15 protein-coding genes and 4 tRNA genes are annotated in these 14,497 nt (G+C 71.1%); 11 read left to right on the top strand and 8 right to left on the bottom strand.

The annotated features are described in order from the left end of the window. Positions 1-12: 12 nt before the first annotated feature. From DEJ08_RS09215 to DEJ08_RS09195, 5 genes are all read left to right on the top strand, one after another. The gene (locus DEJ08_RS09215) at positions 13-465 is read left to right on the top strand and encodes a hypothetical protein (protein WP_111054189.1); all 453 of its coding nucleotides are present in this window, start codon (positions 13-15) and stop codon (positions 463-465) included. Further along, entirely contained in the window at positions 462-1,637 is a 1,176-nt protein-coding gene (locus DEJ08_RS09210; RefSeq protein WP_111054188.1) for a zinc-dependent alcohol dehydrogenase, read from the top strand. The genes DEJ08_RS09215 and DEJ08_RS09210 overlap by 4 nt, the downstream gene beginning before the upstream one ends. Before the next feature lie 197 nt (positions 1,638-1,834). Beyond that, on the top strand, positions 1,835-2,146 hold the full coding sequence (locus DEJ08_RS09205) for a DUF1345 domain-containing protein (protein WP_111054187.1): 312 nt from the start codon (positions 1,835-1,837) through the stop codon (positions 2,144-2,146). Positions 2,147-2,181: 35 nt separating this feature from the next. After that, a complete protein-coding gene (locus DEJ08_RS09200; protein WP_111054186.1) occupies positions 2,182-2,484 on the top strand; it encodes a DUF4190 domain-containing protein in 303 nt (100 codons plus the stop codon). Between the two features lie 30 nt (positions 2,485-2,514). Next, positions 2,515-3,015 carry a GNAT family N-acetyltransferase gene (locus DEJ08_RS09195; protein WP_258367019.1) on the top strand — a complete coding sequence of 167 codons (501 nt, stop codon included), beginning with the start codon at positions 2,515-2,517 and terminating at the stop codon, positions 3,013-3,015. Between the two features lie 3 nt (positions 3,016-3,018). Here the strand turns inward: DEJ08_RS09195 and DEJ08_RS09190 are convergent, their stop codons facing one another. From DEJ08_RS09190 to DEJ08_RS09180, 3 genes are all read right to left on the bottom strand, one after another. Further along, entirely contained in the window at positions 3,019-4,071 is a 1,053-nt protein-coding gene (locus tag DEJ08_RS09190) for a BLUF domain-containing protein (RefSeq protein WP_111054185.1), read from the bottom strand. 246 nt (positions 4,072-4,317) lie between these two features. Then, positions 4,318-4,812, bottom strand: coding sequence for a hypothetical protein (locus tag DEJ08_RS09185; RefSeq protein ID WP_111054184.1), 495 nt, complete (start codon positions 4,810-4,812; stop codon positions 4,318-4,320). A gap of 76 nt (positions 4,813-4,888) precedes the next feature. Further along, the gene (locus tag DEJ08_RS09180) at positions 4,889-5,035 is read right to left on the bottom strand and encodes a hypothetical protein (protein ID WP_181437703.1); all 147 of its coding nucleotides are present in this window, start codon (positions 5,033-5,035) and stop codon (positions 4,889-4,891) included. 225 nt (positions 5,036-5,260) lie between these two features. Here DEJ08_RS09180 and DEJ08_RS09175 point away from each other — a divergent pair, with 225 nt between their 5' ends. After that, complete coding sequence (locus tag DEJ08_RS09175) at positions 5,261-5,656, top strand: hypothetical protein (protein WP_111054183.1); 396 nt, start codon at positions 5,261-5,263, stop codon at positions 5,654-5,656. Positions 5,657-5,680: 24 nt separating this feature from the next. Here the strand turns inward: DEJ08_RS09175 and DEJ08_RS09170 are convergent, their stop codons facing one another. The 5 genes from DEJ08_RS09170 to DEJ08_RS09150 all read right to left on the bottom strand — a co-directional run bounded on the left by DEJ08_RS09170 (position 5,681) and on the right by DEJ08_RS09150 (position 7,858). Further along, on the bottom strand, positions 5,681-6,976 hold the full coding sequence (locus tag DEJ08_RS09170; RefSeq protein ID WP_258367018.1) for an MFS transporter: 1,296 nt from the start codon (positions 6,974-6,976) through the stop codon (positions 5,681-5,683). Between the two features lie 28 nt (positions 6,977-7,004). After that, positions 7,005-7,385 carry a hypothetical protein gene (locus DEJ08_RS09165; RefSeq protein ID WP_146248461.1) on the bottom strand — a complete coding sequence of 127 codons (381 nt, stop codon included), beginning with the start codon at positions 7,383-7,385 and terminating at the stop codon, positions 7,005-7,007. 123 nt (positions 7,386-7,508) lie between these two features. Next, positions 7,509-7,583 (bottom strand) — tRNA-Val (locus DEJ08_RS09160). Positions 7,584-7,630: 47 nt separating this feature from the next. After that, a tRNA-Cys gene (locus tag DEJ08_RS09155) sits at positions 7,631-7,704 on the bottom strand. Positions 7,705-7,786: 82 nt separating this feature from the next. Next, positions 7,787-7,858 (bottom strand) — tRNA-Gly (locus DEJ08_RS09150). 215 nt (positions 7,859-8,073) lie between these two features. Between DEJ08_RS09150 and DEJ08_RS09145 the strand changes: the two genes are divergently transcribed. The 5 genes from DEJ08_RS09145 to DEJ08_RS09125 all read left to right on the top strand — a co-directional run bounded on the left by DEJ08_RS09145 (position 8,074) and on the right by DEJ08_RS09125 (position 14,484). Further along, positions 8,074-8,146 (top strand) — tRNA-Val (locus DEJ08_RS09145). 113 nt (positions 8,147-8,259) lie between these two features. After that, a complete protein-coding gene (locus DEJ08_RS09140) occupies positions 8,260-9,825 on the top strand; it encodes a DUF3375 family protein (RefSeq protein WP_111054181.1) in 1,566 nt (521 codons plus the stop codon). Next, positions 9,822-10,610, top strand: a complete 789-nt coding sequence (locus DEJ08_RS09135) for a DUF4194 domain-containing protein (RefSeq protein WP_111054180.1) — start codon at positions 9,822-9,824, stop codon at positions 10,608-10,610. The genes DEJ08_RS09140 and DEJ08_RS09135 overlap by 4 nt, the downstream gene beginning before the upstream one ends. After that, a complete protein-coding gene (locus DEJ08_RS09130; protein ID WP_111054179.1) occupies positions 10,607-13,975 on the top strand; it encodes an ATP-binding protein in 3,369 nt (1,122 codons plus the stop codon). The genes DEJ08_RS09135 and DEJ08_RS09130 overlap by 4 nt, the downstream gene beginning before the upstream one ends. A 221-nt stretch (positions 13,976-14,196) precedes the next feature. Beyond that, a complete protein-coding gene (locus DEJ08_RS09125) occupies positions 14,197-14,484 on the top strand; it encodes a hypothetical protein (RefSeq protein ID WP_111046098.1) in 288 nt (95 codons plus the stop codon). Positions 14,485-14,497: the final 13 nt, after the last annotated feature.

The raw sequence follows: 14,497 nt of genomic DNA, 5'->3' as shown, positions 1-14,497 counted from the left end.
CAGGACACCACGATGAGGGCCCGGAACCTCGCCGCCGCTGCGATGGTCACGGCTGCCGTCGGCGTCGTCGTCTCGCGCCGCCGACGCGGCGCACCCGGGCCCGTACGGAAGGTGCTGGCCGAACCGCGTTCCGGCTGGCATGCGGTCACGGTGAACCGCGGGCAGGACGAGGTGCTGCCAGGCGGGCGGATCCCCGCGCCGCTCACGGCGTTCGGGCAGGACGTCGAGGTGGAGGCCCGTCCCGCGCCCGGCGATCGTGGCACCGAGCTCCGTGCCCGGTTCCGTGGCGGCGGCCCGGATTCTCAGGGTCGGCTGCGGGCCGCTCTGCGTGAGGCGAAGCAACTCATCGAGGTCGGCGAGGTGCTCCGGGTGGATCCGGTCCCCCACGGCCGACGGAAGGCCACACCCACCGGCGCGTTGGTGGACGTGGCGACGAAACGGAGCAACGAGGAGGGTGTGCTGTGAAGGCGCTCTGTTGGACCGGGGTCAACGAGACCGCGGTGGAGACGGTGGAGGACCCGAAGATCCTCAACGAGCACGACGTGATCCTGAAGGTTCGTCTGAGCACCACCTGCGGCTCGGACCTGCACCTGCTCGGCGGGTACATCCCGACCATGCGATCCGGTGACGTCCTGGGGCACGAGTTCATGGGCGAGGTCGTCGAGACGGGATCGGCCGTCACGAAGCACAATGTGGGCGACCGGGTCGTCGTCTGCTCGTTCATCGCCTGCGGGCAGTGCTGGTACTGCACCCACGGGCAGTTCTCACTCTGCGACAACGGCAACCCGAACCCGGGCTTGACCGAGGCGATGTGGGGGTCGTCGATCGGCGGCTGCTTCGCCTACAGTCACGCGCTCGGCGGGTTCGCAGGCAGCCACGCCGAGTACGTCCGCGTGCCCTACGCCGATCAGGGGGCGTTCACGGTCCCCGACGGCGTGTCCGACACGGCCGCCCTGTTCGCCTCCGATGCCGCACCCACCGGGTGGACCGGAGCCGACCTGGCCGGGATCACACCGGGTGACACCGTCGCAGTGTGGGGCGCCGGTGGTGTGGGCCAGATGGCCGCTCGTGCGGCGATGCTCCTCGGCGCCGAGCAGGTGATCGTGATCGACCGTCTGCCCGAACGGCTGCGACAGGTGCGCGAGCACATCGGTGCCGAGACGCTCGACTACACGAGCGACGCCGTGCTCCCGGAACTCAAGGAACGCACCGGCGGTCGGGGTCCCGACGTGTGCATCGAGGCGGTCGGCATGGAAGCGCACGGCACCGGACCGCTGTACCTGTACGACCAGGCCAAGCAGCAGCTGCGCTTGCAGACCGACCGGCCGACCGCCCTGCGCGAGGCCATCTACGCCAGCCGGAAGGGCGGCAGCCTGTTCTCGCTCGGGGTCTTCGGTGGGCTCGTCGACAAGTTCCCGTTCGGCGCGATCATGAACAAGGGCATGACGGTCCGCGGCGCCCAGCAGCACGGGCACCGCTACATCCCGATGATCCTCGACCGCATCGCCGGGGGAGAGATCAGCACCGAGCACCTCGCCACGCACGTGATGCCACTGTCGCAAGGGCCGCGCGGGTACGAGATGTTCAAGAACAAGGACGACGGCTGCGTCCGCGCCGTCTTCACCCCCGGCGTGTGACGACCGACCACGCAGCGGACAGGGGGAAGGAACGATCGTGAAGGCACGACGATGAACGATCGGATACTCTCCACGCGCCGGGCCCTCGTCATCGTGGGGATCGGGGTCCTGGTCGGGGTCGCGCTGACCTTCACCGGGGCTCCGTCCCTCGGGCCGCTCGCGGCCTGGCGCGAGATCCGGCCTCGGTCGCGGCGGTCATGCTGGGTGTGCTCGGCACGATGGTGGCGTGGGCGTTGGTCAACACGGTCTACGCCTTGAAGTACGCCCGGATGTTCTTCCTCGACCACCGGGGCGGTGGGTTCGACGTCAAGCAGGACGGGCGGCCGACCTACAGCGACTTCGCCTACTTCGCCTTCACGATCGGCATGTCGTACGCGGCACCAGAGATCGAGCCGGATGACAGTGAGACCCGGCGGAAGGCGTTGCCGCACGCGCTGCTGTCGTACTTCTTCGGGACGGTGCTGATCGCGGTCGCCATCAACCTGGTGACGAACCTCGGTCAGGGGTGAGCAGAGGGATCCTCGTCGCCCCTAGGCTGGCCGACGTGACCGACCTCGCTCCTGACCAGACCGCGCCGAGCGCCGCCGGGTCCCCCGCATCGGCAGCCGTGCCGGTACCGCCCCTCAGCATGCTCGCGGTGGTGGCGATCGCCCTCGCATTCGTGGCACCGATCGGCGGTCTCGTCGTCGGGTTCATCGCGCGCCGCGACGTGCGACTGACCGGTGAGCGGGGTGACGGCATCGCGTTCGCGGCGATCCTGATCGGGGCGACGCTGACGATGTTCGGGGTCATCGTGCCGCTGTTCCTCGGCGGTGCGGGGTTCTTCGACCTGGATCTCCAGCTCTGAGCACCGGACGCCGGTCGCTACCCTGATCGAGTGGGGAACGATGACGACGTCTCGACGCTGATCCGGCCGGCGACGCTCGCCGATGCGGATGCGATCGCCCACGTGCACACGGTGTCGTGGCGAGAGACGTACGGCCGGTTCGTCGACGACCCGGACACGAGCCCCTGGTTCGACGCGGGTCGTCGGGTCGACATGTGGCGGTCGACGCTCGCGAGTCCTGACGCCCGAGAAGGCATCCAGGTCGCTCTCGACAGCACCGGCGTCGTGGGCTTCGCCGCGGCGCAGACGACCCCCGAGCCGGATGCCGTCCGCCCCGAGGAGCTGACGACGCTCTACGTCCTGGCACGTGCGCACGGGACCGGAGCCGGCCAGGCACTCCTCGACACCGTGCTCGCCGATCGTCCGGCGTCACTGTGGGTGGCCGCGGACAACCCGCGGGCGCACGCCTTCTACCGGCGGAACGGCTTCACGCCCGACGGTGCCGAGTCGGCGTTCGGACCCATCCCCCGGACCGTGCGTCTGGTGCGCTGAACGTCAGTCCCCCGCCGGCGCGGAGATGTCCCACACGGTGGTCTCCTCGTACTGCTCGGACCAGCCGCGGCGCATCCGTGCGGCGGCACGGTCGAACGCGTCGACGACGTCGGTGTCCGGCGTCAGCAGCGCCTGCAGGCGGATGCCGTCGTAGAGCGCGAGCAGCTGCTGTGCCCCGCGGATCGGGTCCATCGTCGCCGGTTCGCGGCCGGCGCGGACGTCTTCCTGCAGCGCGGTGCGGACGGTCTCGCGGAACTGCAGGTACGCGGACCGGTAGTAGTCGGCGCCGTCCGTCGACGGGTCGGTCGAGATGGCCAGCGTCGCGGCGATCAGGCGCATGAGGGACGGGTCCTCGGCGTGGGCGGAGAGCAGCGCGTGCAGGAACGCCACCGTGCCCTTCTCACCGGCGAGCGGCAGCAGCGGTGCCGACACCGCGCGGGTCCACCGCATCACCGCGGCGGCCAGCAGTGCGTGCTCGGAGGGGAAGAGCTCGAGGATCTCGGCCTGCCGCATCCCCGACCGGGACGCGACGCCCTCGAGCGAGAAGCGTGACAGTCCCCCGTCGTGGATGACCGCGATCGCACCGTTGATCGCCCGCGTGCGCGGGACTTCCTCGTCGGCGGCGTTCTGGTTCGTCAGTGGTGCCAGCGGGTGCTTCCGGAACCAGTCCAGGAGGGCGCGAGCGCGGGAGGCCCCGAACGCCGGATCAGTCGGGCGACCCGGGCTGAACAGGTCGCTGAACCCCGGGACGTCCTGCATCAGCGGGTCGAGGGACTGGAACGCCATCGACCAGTCCGGGAACGAGCGCTGGGCGATCGGCTCGTCGAGCAGCACCCGGACGTTCGTGTGTCGCGGGTCGGCCCGGACCTGGTCGAAGCGTTCCCGGACGACGTCGTCCTCGCCCTCGATGATCCCGATGCAGTTGTCGTCGCGGTGCGCGAGCATGCCGGTGACGCCGAGCCGGGTGTTCTTCTCGCGACCGACCGCCAGGATCTGGGCGAGTTCGGAATCCGTGATCGGACGGGTCTGGGTGCTGGTGTAGACGAGCGATCGCATGGTGCTGCTTCCTGGTCGGACGGTCCCCCGGTGTGTGGGAGGCGCCGCCGTGTCGAACCCGAATCGACTCGACGGCACCTCGTGGTCACCGTAACCAGCGGCGACCACCTTCACTGCGACGCAAGACGGTCCGTGGCTGTTCGGCACCCGGAGGATGCCGACCTCTGAATGGAACCATCTGGCCGAGTCCGGCGGTACCCCCACAACGGGGAACGCACGTTCTCCGGCCGCATTCCGGGGCGAGCGTCAGTGCGCGCGGTCGCCCGACGGCGGCGTCTCGAAGATGCGCTCGCCCGTCGTCGGGTCCCACCCGATGGTGCGGGGTTCCGCTGCTCGCGGGCGTCGTGCGTCCCGCGGGAAGAACGGACGGGCACTGGGCAGGTAGCTGAGCACCGCGGCGACGACGACGCAGACGGCCTCGATGAAGCTCCAGTCCACGCCGTCGGTGGCGATGGCAAACACTGTGCTGCCGGCACTCAGCCCGGCGATGATGGCGAGCCAGAGACGCGCGTTGCCGGAGCCTCGTCCCATCCGCGTCGCCAGCCACACGAACAGTGCCGACCAGGCGAGGACGAGGACGAGCCCGAGCGACGCCCCGATGATCGCGCCGCCGGCTTCGCGCATGGACACGACCATGCCGGGCGCAGCGGCCACGAGGCTGATGATGACGGACGCCCACCAGAGGGCCACGGCGATCGTGACGACCCGCGGTCGCGTGCGCTGTTCGGCGTGCTGTTCCATCAGGTGCTCCCCCGTCGTTCCGCTGGATGCGGCTCGACGATCCTACGGTGACGGAGCGGAACCACGGTCGCGCTGCCTAAGGGCGGTAGTCCTCGCGACGTGGCGGGACCTGCGCCGCGTGGGAATCGGTGTACGGCTTCGCGCCACGCATCCCGCCCAGCGTCTTCGCAGCCGTCGTCAGCAACCAGCCCAGCCCTCGTGCCACGATGCTCAAGATCTTCATGGCGCCCCCTCGTCGGACCGACCTACGGAGTCGGCCTCATGTCGTGACACCGTACGCGGAACAGCCGGATTCCCGCCAGGGACGGCAGACTCTCGGTCCCGTCGTCGATCGAAGTCGCGCATAGGCTGGACGCCCGACCGGGGAGGAGTCGCGATGCCGGTGGTCCGCGAGCGAGTGCCGTTGTGGCGCACACCCTGGTGGCACCCTCGCCGCTGGGAGGCGCGCATGTGGGTGCTGCTCGTCGCGGCTGCTGCTGGCGGCGTCCTCCGCGAAGTGGCGCATCCGTTCTACGACGACGGGGTCGAGGCGATCGTGAAGTGGCTCGGCCTCTGCATCCCAGGATGTGTGATCGCGTACGTCGTGGTCGGTCGGTGGAAGAAGGGCCTCACCACGCTCTGGAAGCCGTCGTGGCGCGAGCTCCGACGGATCCTTGTGGCAGCACCGCTCGGAGTGCTGGCCCTGCGGCTGCTCATCGAGGACGACGACGGGTGGTTGTGGCTGCTCGCCGGGGTGTCCGCCGCGCTGCTCGCGCTCGCGGTGGCTCGCTGGGTCGCTGCGCGCCGCGATCGTCGACGTCGGACGAATGCCTACGGGACGGTGTCCGCTGACCCGTACGCGTAGCGCCCGATGGGGTTCGTCTGTGCCCTACGCGTCCCGTGCGGCGGCCGTCTTCGACGGTAACCGCGATGCCACGAGCGTCCCGACGAGCGCCACCACCGCGAAGGCCGCGAACCCGAACGGCAGCCCGATCGCGCTGCCGACACCACCGACGACGAGTGGTCCGACGGCGTCCCCGGTCTCACGCCCGAGCTCCGCTGAACCCATGGTGCGACCGAGCCGATCCGGCGGAGTCGTCCCGGCGAGGTGCGCGAACGCGACGGGTGTCAGCGTGGCGACACCGGCCCCGGCGAGCAGGGCCGCGATGAAGACGGCCACCGCCGAGGGTGCGACGGCGACCACCAGGAACGCAGCGGCCACCGCGGCCGTCCCGGCCACACCCGCCACCCCGGTACCGAGACGCCCGGCGTCGTGCAGTCGGCCGGCGACGGGCTGCACGAGCGACGACGTCACGGCGAGGACGGCGACCGCGAGCGTCGACACCAGGAGTGGGATGCCGACCTCGGTGCCGAGCGCCGGGAGCATCCCGGTCAGCGCGCCGATCGCAGCGCTGCCGACGGCCAGGACGACGACCGGGATGAGGAACTGGCGGTCCGTGGCAGTTCGGACCATCACGGCGAGCGTGGCCCGCTGCCGGGGCAGGGGCACGATCGGCTCGACGGCGACGAGCACCGCCACCGCCGTCACGAGAGCCATCACGACGAGGATCCCGAACAGCCACTGCGTGCTGCCGAACTGCACCACGAGTGCACCGATGACCGGTCCCCCGGCGTAGCCGAGACCCTTCCACGAGCCGTACCGACCGAAGTACGTCCCGCGGCGGTGCGCCGGCACGAGGCGGGCAACTGCGGCGGACGATGCGGGCGAGAACGCGGAGGCGCCGGCACCCTGCAGCAGACGGGCGAGCCCGAGCCAGAACGGGCCGGTCCCGAAGACGCCGATGAGTGAAGCTGCCGCGAAGACGACGAGTCCGCCGACGATCACCGGTCGCGGGCCGATGCGGTCGGACAGTGCGCCGAAGACCGGCTTGAGGACGAGTTCGGCGACGTCGTAGAGCGCCAGGAAGAGCCCCAGCCACGCGAGCGTCAGACCCAGTTCGAGGTGCTCGCCGCCGACCGCCGCGGCGATGCCGTTCGCCCCGAAGGCGGTCACGAACCCCGCGGCGTACAGCGGAGCGAGCCGAGGGGGCGTGGTCGTCGACAGGGCGGTCACGTGACCACCCTGGCCGACCGCGCTCTGGCCCACCAGCCCCTCGTGGTCGACACGCGGGTCGGCGAACTCCGCGCGCCCTGCGACGAGGCCGGCTGACTCGATCTGGGCCATTCCAGTCGCCGTCGAGGGAACTCCGTCGCTACAGCCGGATCGCCCACTCGATGGTCGGCGGTGCTCCGCCGCCGTGTCGGAGGGCGTAGTCGTCCAACACCGCCCGGCGGACGTCCACACCGCTCGCGAATCGTTCCAGGTGTGCCAGGAGCCAGTCTGCCGGCGCCTCGTCGATCATCTCCTGCCACGTCGGGCCGAGCACTTCGTCCAGTTCGAGCACGGCAGCGTGGGTGTCACGGCCGTCGAACTCGTAGACCGCGACTCGGCGCGCGGTGAACGCCAGCCAGACTCCTCGTTCGACGACGACGTCACCGGGGTCCCGATCGTTCCGCTGCCACTCGCAGACCTTGTGGAACAGCACCGGCGTGGTGCCGCGTCGGGCACGCTTCCGCCTCCGGCCGATCTGCATGACCACCACCGTACCGGGCGGGGTCCACGGAACATCGCGGTCCTGGCGGACTGGGAACGGCGAGCAGACCGGAACGAAGAAAGCCCCCGACCGGACCTGGTGGTCCTGCCGGGGGCTTCGTGGTGGTGGGCGATACTGGGATCGAACCAGTGACCTCTTCCGTGTCAGGGAAGCGCGCTACCGCTGCGCCAATCGCCCAAGTCCCTGCGTGGACCGGGGTCCATCAAGGTCTTGGAGGGTGGATCTGGAGGTGGGGACGGGATTCGAACCCGCGTGGACGGCTTTGCAGGCCGCTGCCTAGCCTCTCGGCCACCCCACCATCGAGGTTCACGTCTCCGTGAGTACCCGAACGGTGGGATACCCTCTGGTGAGTCGCGGGCCTTCGAGAAGACCCACACTCGAGCGGATGACGAGATTCGAACTCGCGACCCTCACCTTGGCAAGGTGATGCGCTACCACTGCGCCACATCCGCACTTGTCGTTCCGCTGTCGCGGCGACGACGTAAACTCTATACGCACCGGGGCACTTCCACCAAAATCCTCCCCGTTCACCGGGCGTGTCCCCCGAGTTCATGCGGATCGGGGCGGTTCGACACCCCCTACGGGCAGCGCGCCACACCCGGGCCGCGCGACGTGTTCGATGCACCGCCGGACTTCCGCTAGTATCGATCCGCACGAACAGTGCAGGGGGCGATTGGCGCAGTTGGTAGCGCGCTTCGTTCACACCGAAGAGGTCATCAGTTCGAGTCTGGTATCGCCCACACAGCAACACACACCACCGACAAGAGCCCGACGCAGCAGCGTCGGGCTCTTCTCATCTCATCAGGCCGCAGCACGCGGGCCAGACCACCAGCACGATCGGACGAAGGGGCGCATGACCGACGTCGACCTCGAGTTCGCCCGGGTCCGAGCGGTCCTCGACCGTCCGACCCTGCGGCTCATGTCCCGGCCGACCAGCGCCACGGTCCTCGCCGTGTTCCGCACGGTCTTCGACCGCGACGTGCAGTACGTCCCCGCCGACCGCATGCACCTGCAGGTCGAGGAGCACGTCGCGCGCCTGCAGGCTGCTGGTGCCCGCGTGCCCGCGAGCGACCAGCCGATGCCGGCGGCCAGCGCGCAGGCCGACAGCGAGCAGACCGAGGGCGAGCAGGAGGCCCGCCCGAACGGCCGCGCCCTGTGCCGCGAGTGGGTCGGCGCCCAGTGGCTCGTCCGCTCGAACTCCCCCGACGGCGACGAGCAGTACTCCCTGACGAGCCACGCCCTCGAGGCGCTGAGCCTCGTCGACGCCCTGTCGGCTGACCGCGCCCTGATCAGCGAGAGCCGGCTGGCGATGATCGTCGACGCCGTGCACCGGTGGGCGGCCCGGGCCGAACCCGACCCCGACGTGCAGATCCGCAGGATCGACGCCCAGATCGCCGAGCTGCAGGCCGAGCGGGAGCGCCTGGAGCACGGCGACGACGTCGTGGCCGTCGACGACGACCGGATGCGCGACGGGTACACGAACATCTCCGACCTGATCCGGCAGCTGCCGAGCGACTTCAAGCGCGTGGAAGAGGCGGTCGCGACGATGCACCGCTCGATCGTCGAGGACTTCCGGCAAGAGGTCCGCCCCATCGGCGAGATCCTCGACGACTACCTGGCGCGCACGGACAACCTGATGGAAGCGACGCCCGAGGGCCGTGCCTTCGAGGGCGCCTTCGAACTGCTGCGCGATGACGCCCTGCTCCTGCGGCTCCGGGACGACATCGCGACGATCCTGGCGCACCCGTTCGCGCAGGGCCTCGGAGCCGGCGAGCGTCGGGCCTTCCGCAACACCGTGACGATCCTGCGCCAGGGCATCGAGGACGTCCTCGCCCAGCGCCGTCAGCTCACCGCCACGCTCCGCGACCAGATCGTCGCCCACGACGTGGTGCGCGACCGCGAGCTCGACGCCGTGCTCCGCTCGATCAACCGCGGCCTCGCCACCCTGATGGACCAGGGCGGCGCACGCGACCGGATCCCGCTGCCGCTCCTACCGGCGGCCGCCGAGGTCGGCACGCTGCGCGAGCGCTTCTACGACCCGGACGCCGAGTCCGTGCCGCCGCCCATCGAGGAACCCGACGACGACGTCTTCGAGGACCTCGACGTCGAGATGCTCCGCATGCACGGCGGGCCGCTCCTGACCGAGCTGCGCGCGGCACTCCGCTTCGCCGAGGCCGACTCCAGCGTCGACGCGTTCCACGGGCTGCCGCCCGAGCAGCGCCGACCGGTCGAGCTCTTCGGCCTCGCGCACCTGCTGACGGGGCGCGACGACTTCGAGTCCGCCGCGCACGTCGCCGAGCACCGCACGATCCGCCCCGACGGCACCGCGATCACCTTCCACATGCCCACCGCTGCGCTCGACGACGAGCGCACTCCGGTCGGCGACGCACACGACGAGAACGCACAGGAGGCACGGTGAGCGACACGACGCCGGCACCGGTCGACGACACGGTCCCCTACGACGACCCCGCATCCGTGATGCAGGACGACGAGCGTGACGAGTCCAGCTTCGCCCTCTTCGAGGGCGACGAGGGTCGGCTCGACGAGCACCAGCGACGCGCCCTGGTGGCACTGCTGCGGCACTCGTACGTCAGCTCCCGCACGCACCCCGACGAGTGGCGCGCGGTGCTCGACGCCGAGTACCAGCTGCGGTCCCGCCTGAACGACCTGTTCCTCGAGCTGCACGTCGACCGTGACCGCGAGGTCGCCTGGAAGCGCCAGGCCCGGTCGGAGAGCCAGCGCCGCACGTTCCCGACCCTGCTCCGCGACCTGCCGTACACCCGCGAGGAGACGATCGTCCTCGTCTACCTGCGGATGCGCCTGCGCGCCGACGCCCGACCGGGCCCGGACCAGGTCGTCGTCGACCGCTCCGAGATCCTCGGGCACGTCGCGGGCTTCCGTCCGGCGACCGCGACGGACCGCACCCGCGACGAGGGCCGGGTCGCGAAGGCCATCGAGCGCCTCGTGACCGCGCGCATCCTGATCCGCACCTCCGACCCGGACCGCTTCCGGGTGGCGAGCGTCGTCGAGGTGCTGCTCCCCCTGGAGCGCCTGCTCGAACTGGACGCCTGGCTGCGGACCACCACCTCGCAGGGTGAGGCGACCGCCCCGGGTGGCGAGCCGACCGACGGGGACGACCCGTCCCTCCAGGCAGACGGCGAAGCCGAGACCGACACCGACGACGAAGGCGAGACGGAAGCGTGACCGACACGTTCGAGATCCCGGCGCTCTTCGACACGGTCGCGCAGTGGCGCGCCGAGTCGATGCAGGTCGTCAACTGGGGTGGCTTCCACGGCCACCGGCAGGTCGAGCTGTCCGGCACGGCGACGCTCATCTCCGGCGCCTCGGGCACCGGCAAGTCGACGCTGATGGACGCCTACCTGGCCGTGATGATGCCGTCCGACGTGCCGTTCAACGGCGCCTCGAACGACGCCACCACCGGCCGCGCCCGCAGCGCCGACCAGCGCAACCTGCTCACGTACCTGCGCGGCAAGGTCGACACCCGGCGCGACCCGGAGACCGGCAGCCTGCGTGACGTGAACCTGCGCGGCGACGACCAGACCACCTGGGGTGCGGCGGCGGTCACGTTCCGGAACGACGACGAGCGGCGCTTCACGGTGCTGCGTGCGTACATCGTGCCGAAGCGCGCACGCGGGGTCGGCGACATCCAGATGACCATGGCGACGGTCGACGACACCTTCGACCTGCGCCGGCTCGAGGAGTTCGTGCCATCGCGGTTCCACCACCTCGAGCTGACCGGCCGCGTGCCGGGGCTCGTCATCCGCGACACCTACCAGGAGCTCGCGTACACGCTGCAGACCCGGCTGGGCATCGGTGACTCCGGCGGCGGCAACCGGGCGATGCGTCTGCTCGCCCGGATCCAGGCCGGCCAGCACCTGCCGACCGTCGACGCGCTGTACAAGTCGCTCGTGCTCGAGACCCCCGGCACGTACGAGGCGGCTGACCGGGCCCTCGCGCACTTCTCCGCCCTCGACGAGGCGTACGAGGCGATGGACACCGAGGAGCGCAAGGTCCGCATCCTCTCCCCCATCACCGACCTGCACGACGAGATCTCGCGCGCTACCGAGGCCGCAGCGGCCCTGGACGGCATCGCGACCGGCGCCGAGGTGTCGCCGTTCGCACACTGGACGGCCTCGCGGAAGCGCGACCTGCTCGACGCCGAGGTGTCGCGCAACGCCCGCGAGCGAACGGCATCGCGCGCCGAGGTCGCCGCGGCCGAGGCCCGGCACGCCGCCGTCGAGATCGAGCTGCGCGACGCCGAGGCCCGGCTCCGCGACCAGGGCGGCAACGCGCTCGCCCAGCTCGAGGACCGCATCGAACGGCTCACCCGTGAGCGCGACGCCGTGGTGCGCACCCGCGCCACCTTCGACGAGCGCACGGCGGTGCTCGGGGTCCCGGTCTCCTCGGAGCAGGACTTCACCGGGATCCAGCGTGCCGCGCACGAGTTCCTCGGGTCGTACGCCGACGCGCGCACCGCCCTCGACGAGCGCCGCGACGCCCTGACCCGCGAGGAGTACCCGCTCCTCGACCGCGAACGGTCCCTGCGGCAGGAGCGCCAGTCGCTCGAGCACCGGCAGGGCGCGATGCCGCTGCCGATGCACGAGGCCCGGCTCGCGATGGCCCGCGCCGCCGGCATCGACCCGTCCGAACTGCCCTTCGTGGCGGAACTGCTCGACGTGCTGCCCGGCGAGGAGCGCTGGCGCACGGCCATCGAGTCCGTCCTGGCCCCCGTCGCCCGCACGCTGCTCGTCGACCAGGACCGCCTCGGCGACTTCAGCGAGGCGATCGACGCACTGCGCCTGCCCGTCCGCGTGCAGTTCGAGGGTGTGCCGACCGGCCCGCACCTGGACCTCGACGGCGACCCGGCGATGGTCTCCGGCAAGCTCGCCATCAAGCCGTCGCCGTTCAGCACCTGGGTGCGCGAACGGATCGAGTCCGACCGCACCGACGCCCGCTGTGTCGCCTCGGCGTCGGACCTCGGCGGAGGTGGCCGCCGGGTCACCGAGTCCGGGCAGCTGCGTGACGGCCGTCGTGGCGCGCACGGTGACCGCCGCCAGTCGAACGTCATCGGCTTCACGAACGAGGCCCGCGTCGCCGCGGTCGAGCAGGAGCTCGCCTCGATCGCGCAGGACCTCGCCACGCTCGAGGCCCGCCGCACCGACGTCGCGCAGGACCTCACCGCGCTCGACGTGCTCCGCGCCGCGCACCAGCACGTGGTCGACGTCACGTGGGCCGTGATCGACGTCGACGGGCTCGGGACGTCCCTCGCCCGGCTCGACGAGGAACGGCAGGCGCTGCTCGCCGCCGACGACGGCCTGCGGACGCTGCGGGCCTCGGTCGCCCGGCTCCGGAAGTCCCTCGACGAGGCGGCCGACCGTCGCTCCGCCGCACGGCTGTCCGTCCAGCGGCTCGAGGATCGCCACGCGGTGCTCGTCGACGGCCAGGACGCCGCCGCCGAGATCCTCGAGCGCTTCGAGTCCTCGCCCGGTTCGCTGCCGGACGACCAGCAGTCCCGCCTGCTCGAGGAGACCTTCGAGGAGATCGGCGCCCCGGACGGCGTCGACGGGTTCGACGACGCCACTCGACGGCTGAAGCGTCGGCTCGAGGAGCGGCTCACGCAGGCGCTCGACGGTGCCGCGGCGGCCTCGACCTCGTTGACGCTGACGTTCCAGCGGTACCAGGACGCCTGGCCCGACCCGAACCTCGGCACCGGCGTCGCGTCGTACCCGGACTACCACGCGATCCTCGACCAGATCGTGGCGACCGGCCTGCACGCGCGTCGGAGCGAGTGGCGTCGACGCCTGTCGCAGTGGAGCGGCGAGGACCTCGTCCCGCTCGCCGGCGCCTTCGACCGCGCCGTCGTCGAGATCGAGGAGCGCCTCGAGCCGGTGAACGAGATCCTGCGGGAGCTGCCGTTCGGCGCGAACCGGGACCGCCTGAAGATCCAGATCCGCCGGGTCACCCGCGAGGACGTCACCGCGTTCCGCCGCGAGCTCCGCGCGCTGTCCGCCTCGGTCGACACCGAGCTGACCGACGACGTGCTCGAGACCCGGTTCCGACGGCTCCGGCGCTTCATGGCGGTCATCCGGCCCGACCCGGACGCCGCCCGGGGCCGCACCACCCAGCGCGACGCGGTGCTCGACGTCCGCCGGCACATGGAGATCACGGCGGTCCGGTACGACACCGACGGCAACGACCTCGGCGTCTACTCGTCGCTCGGCGACAAGTCCGGTGGTGAGACGCAGGAGCTCGTGGCGTTCATCGTCGGCGCCGCGCTGCGCTACCAGCTCGGTGACGAGACCCGTCCCCGGCCCCGGTTCGCGCCGGTGTTCCTCGACGAGGCGTTCATCAAGGCGGACTCGGAGTTCGCCGGCCGTGCGGTCACCGCGTGGCTCCGGCTCGGCTTCCAGCTCGTCGTGAGTGCGCCGCTCGACAAGGTCACGGCGCTCGAACCGTCGATGGAGCGGCTCCTGTCGATGCGCAAGCACCCCGAGACGGGCCACTCGTCCATTACCGAGATCGCCCGGGTGGAGCCGGCCGCCGTCTGACGCGGGTTGGGGTGAGTGGTCGCGCGTGTCGGGTGGTCAAGACACCCCGCTCAGGTCCGCCGAGGGGTCACGAAGTGTCGGATGGCGGCGCCGCCGCCGACAGTTCGTGACCACTCGACGCGCGGCAGGCAGGGTGTCCTGACCACCCGGCGGCCGGTCCGTCAGCGTGTCGACAGGTGCTGCACAGACGTTCCGTGACCACTCGCCGCTACGGTGATGGCGTGTTCGGACGCCGCCGCTCCCCCAGTCCCCGCCCCGACGACGCTCCCGGTCTCGGCATCGGGGCCCTCGTGCAGGTCATCGACACCGATCGGGGTGGCGAGCAGTGGGCCGACGAGCCGATCGGGGTGATCGTGGCTCCCGGCGGGAGTCAGATCGGCGGGACACAGCGCACGTGGACCGTCGCCTTCGATGAGCCCGCCTACACGAAGGACGGCCGCGGCCCCTTCGAGCGCGCGACCGTCCTGAGTCGTCAGTTGGTGCCGGTCACGACCGACAGCGGCGAGTAGTCCGGGTCAGGGA

The organism is Curtobacterium sp. MCLR17_054, assembly GCF_003234335.2.
GTDB classification, from domain to species: domain Bacteria; phylum Actinomycetota; class Actinomycetes; order Actinomycetales; family Microbacteriaceae; genus Curtobacterium; species Curtobacterium flaccumfaciens.
The sequence above is the reverse complement of the archived record's forward strand: the minus strand, read 5'-3'. Positions and strand labels throughout refer to the sequence as shown.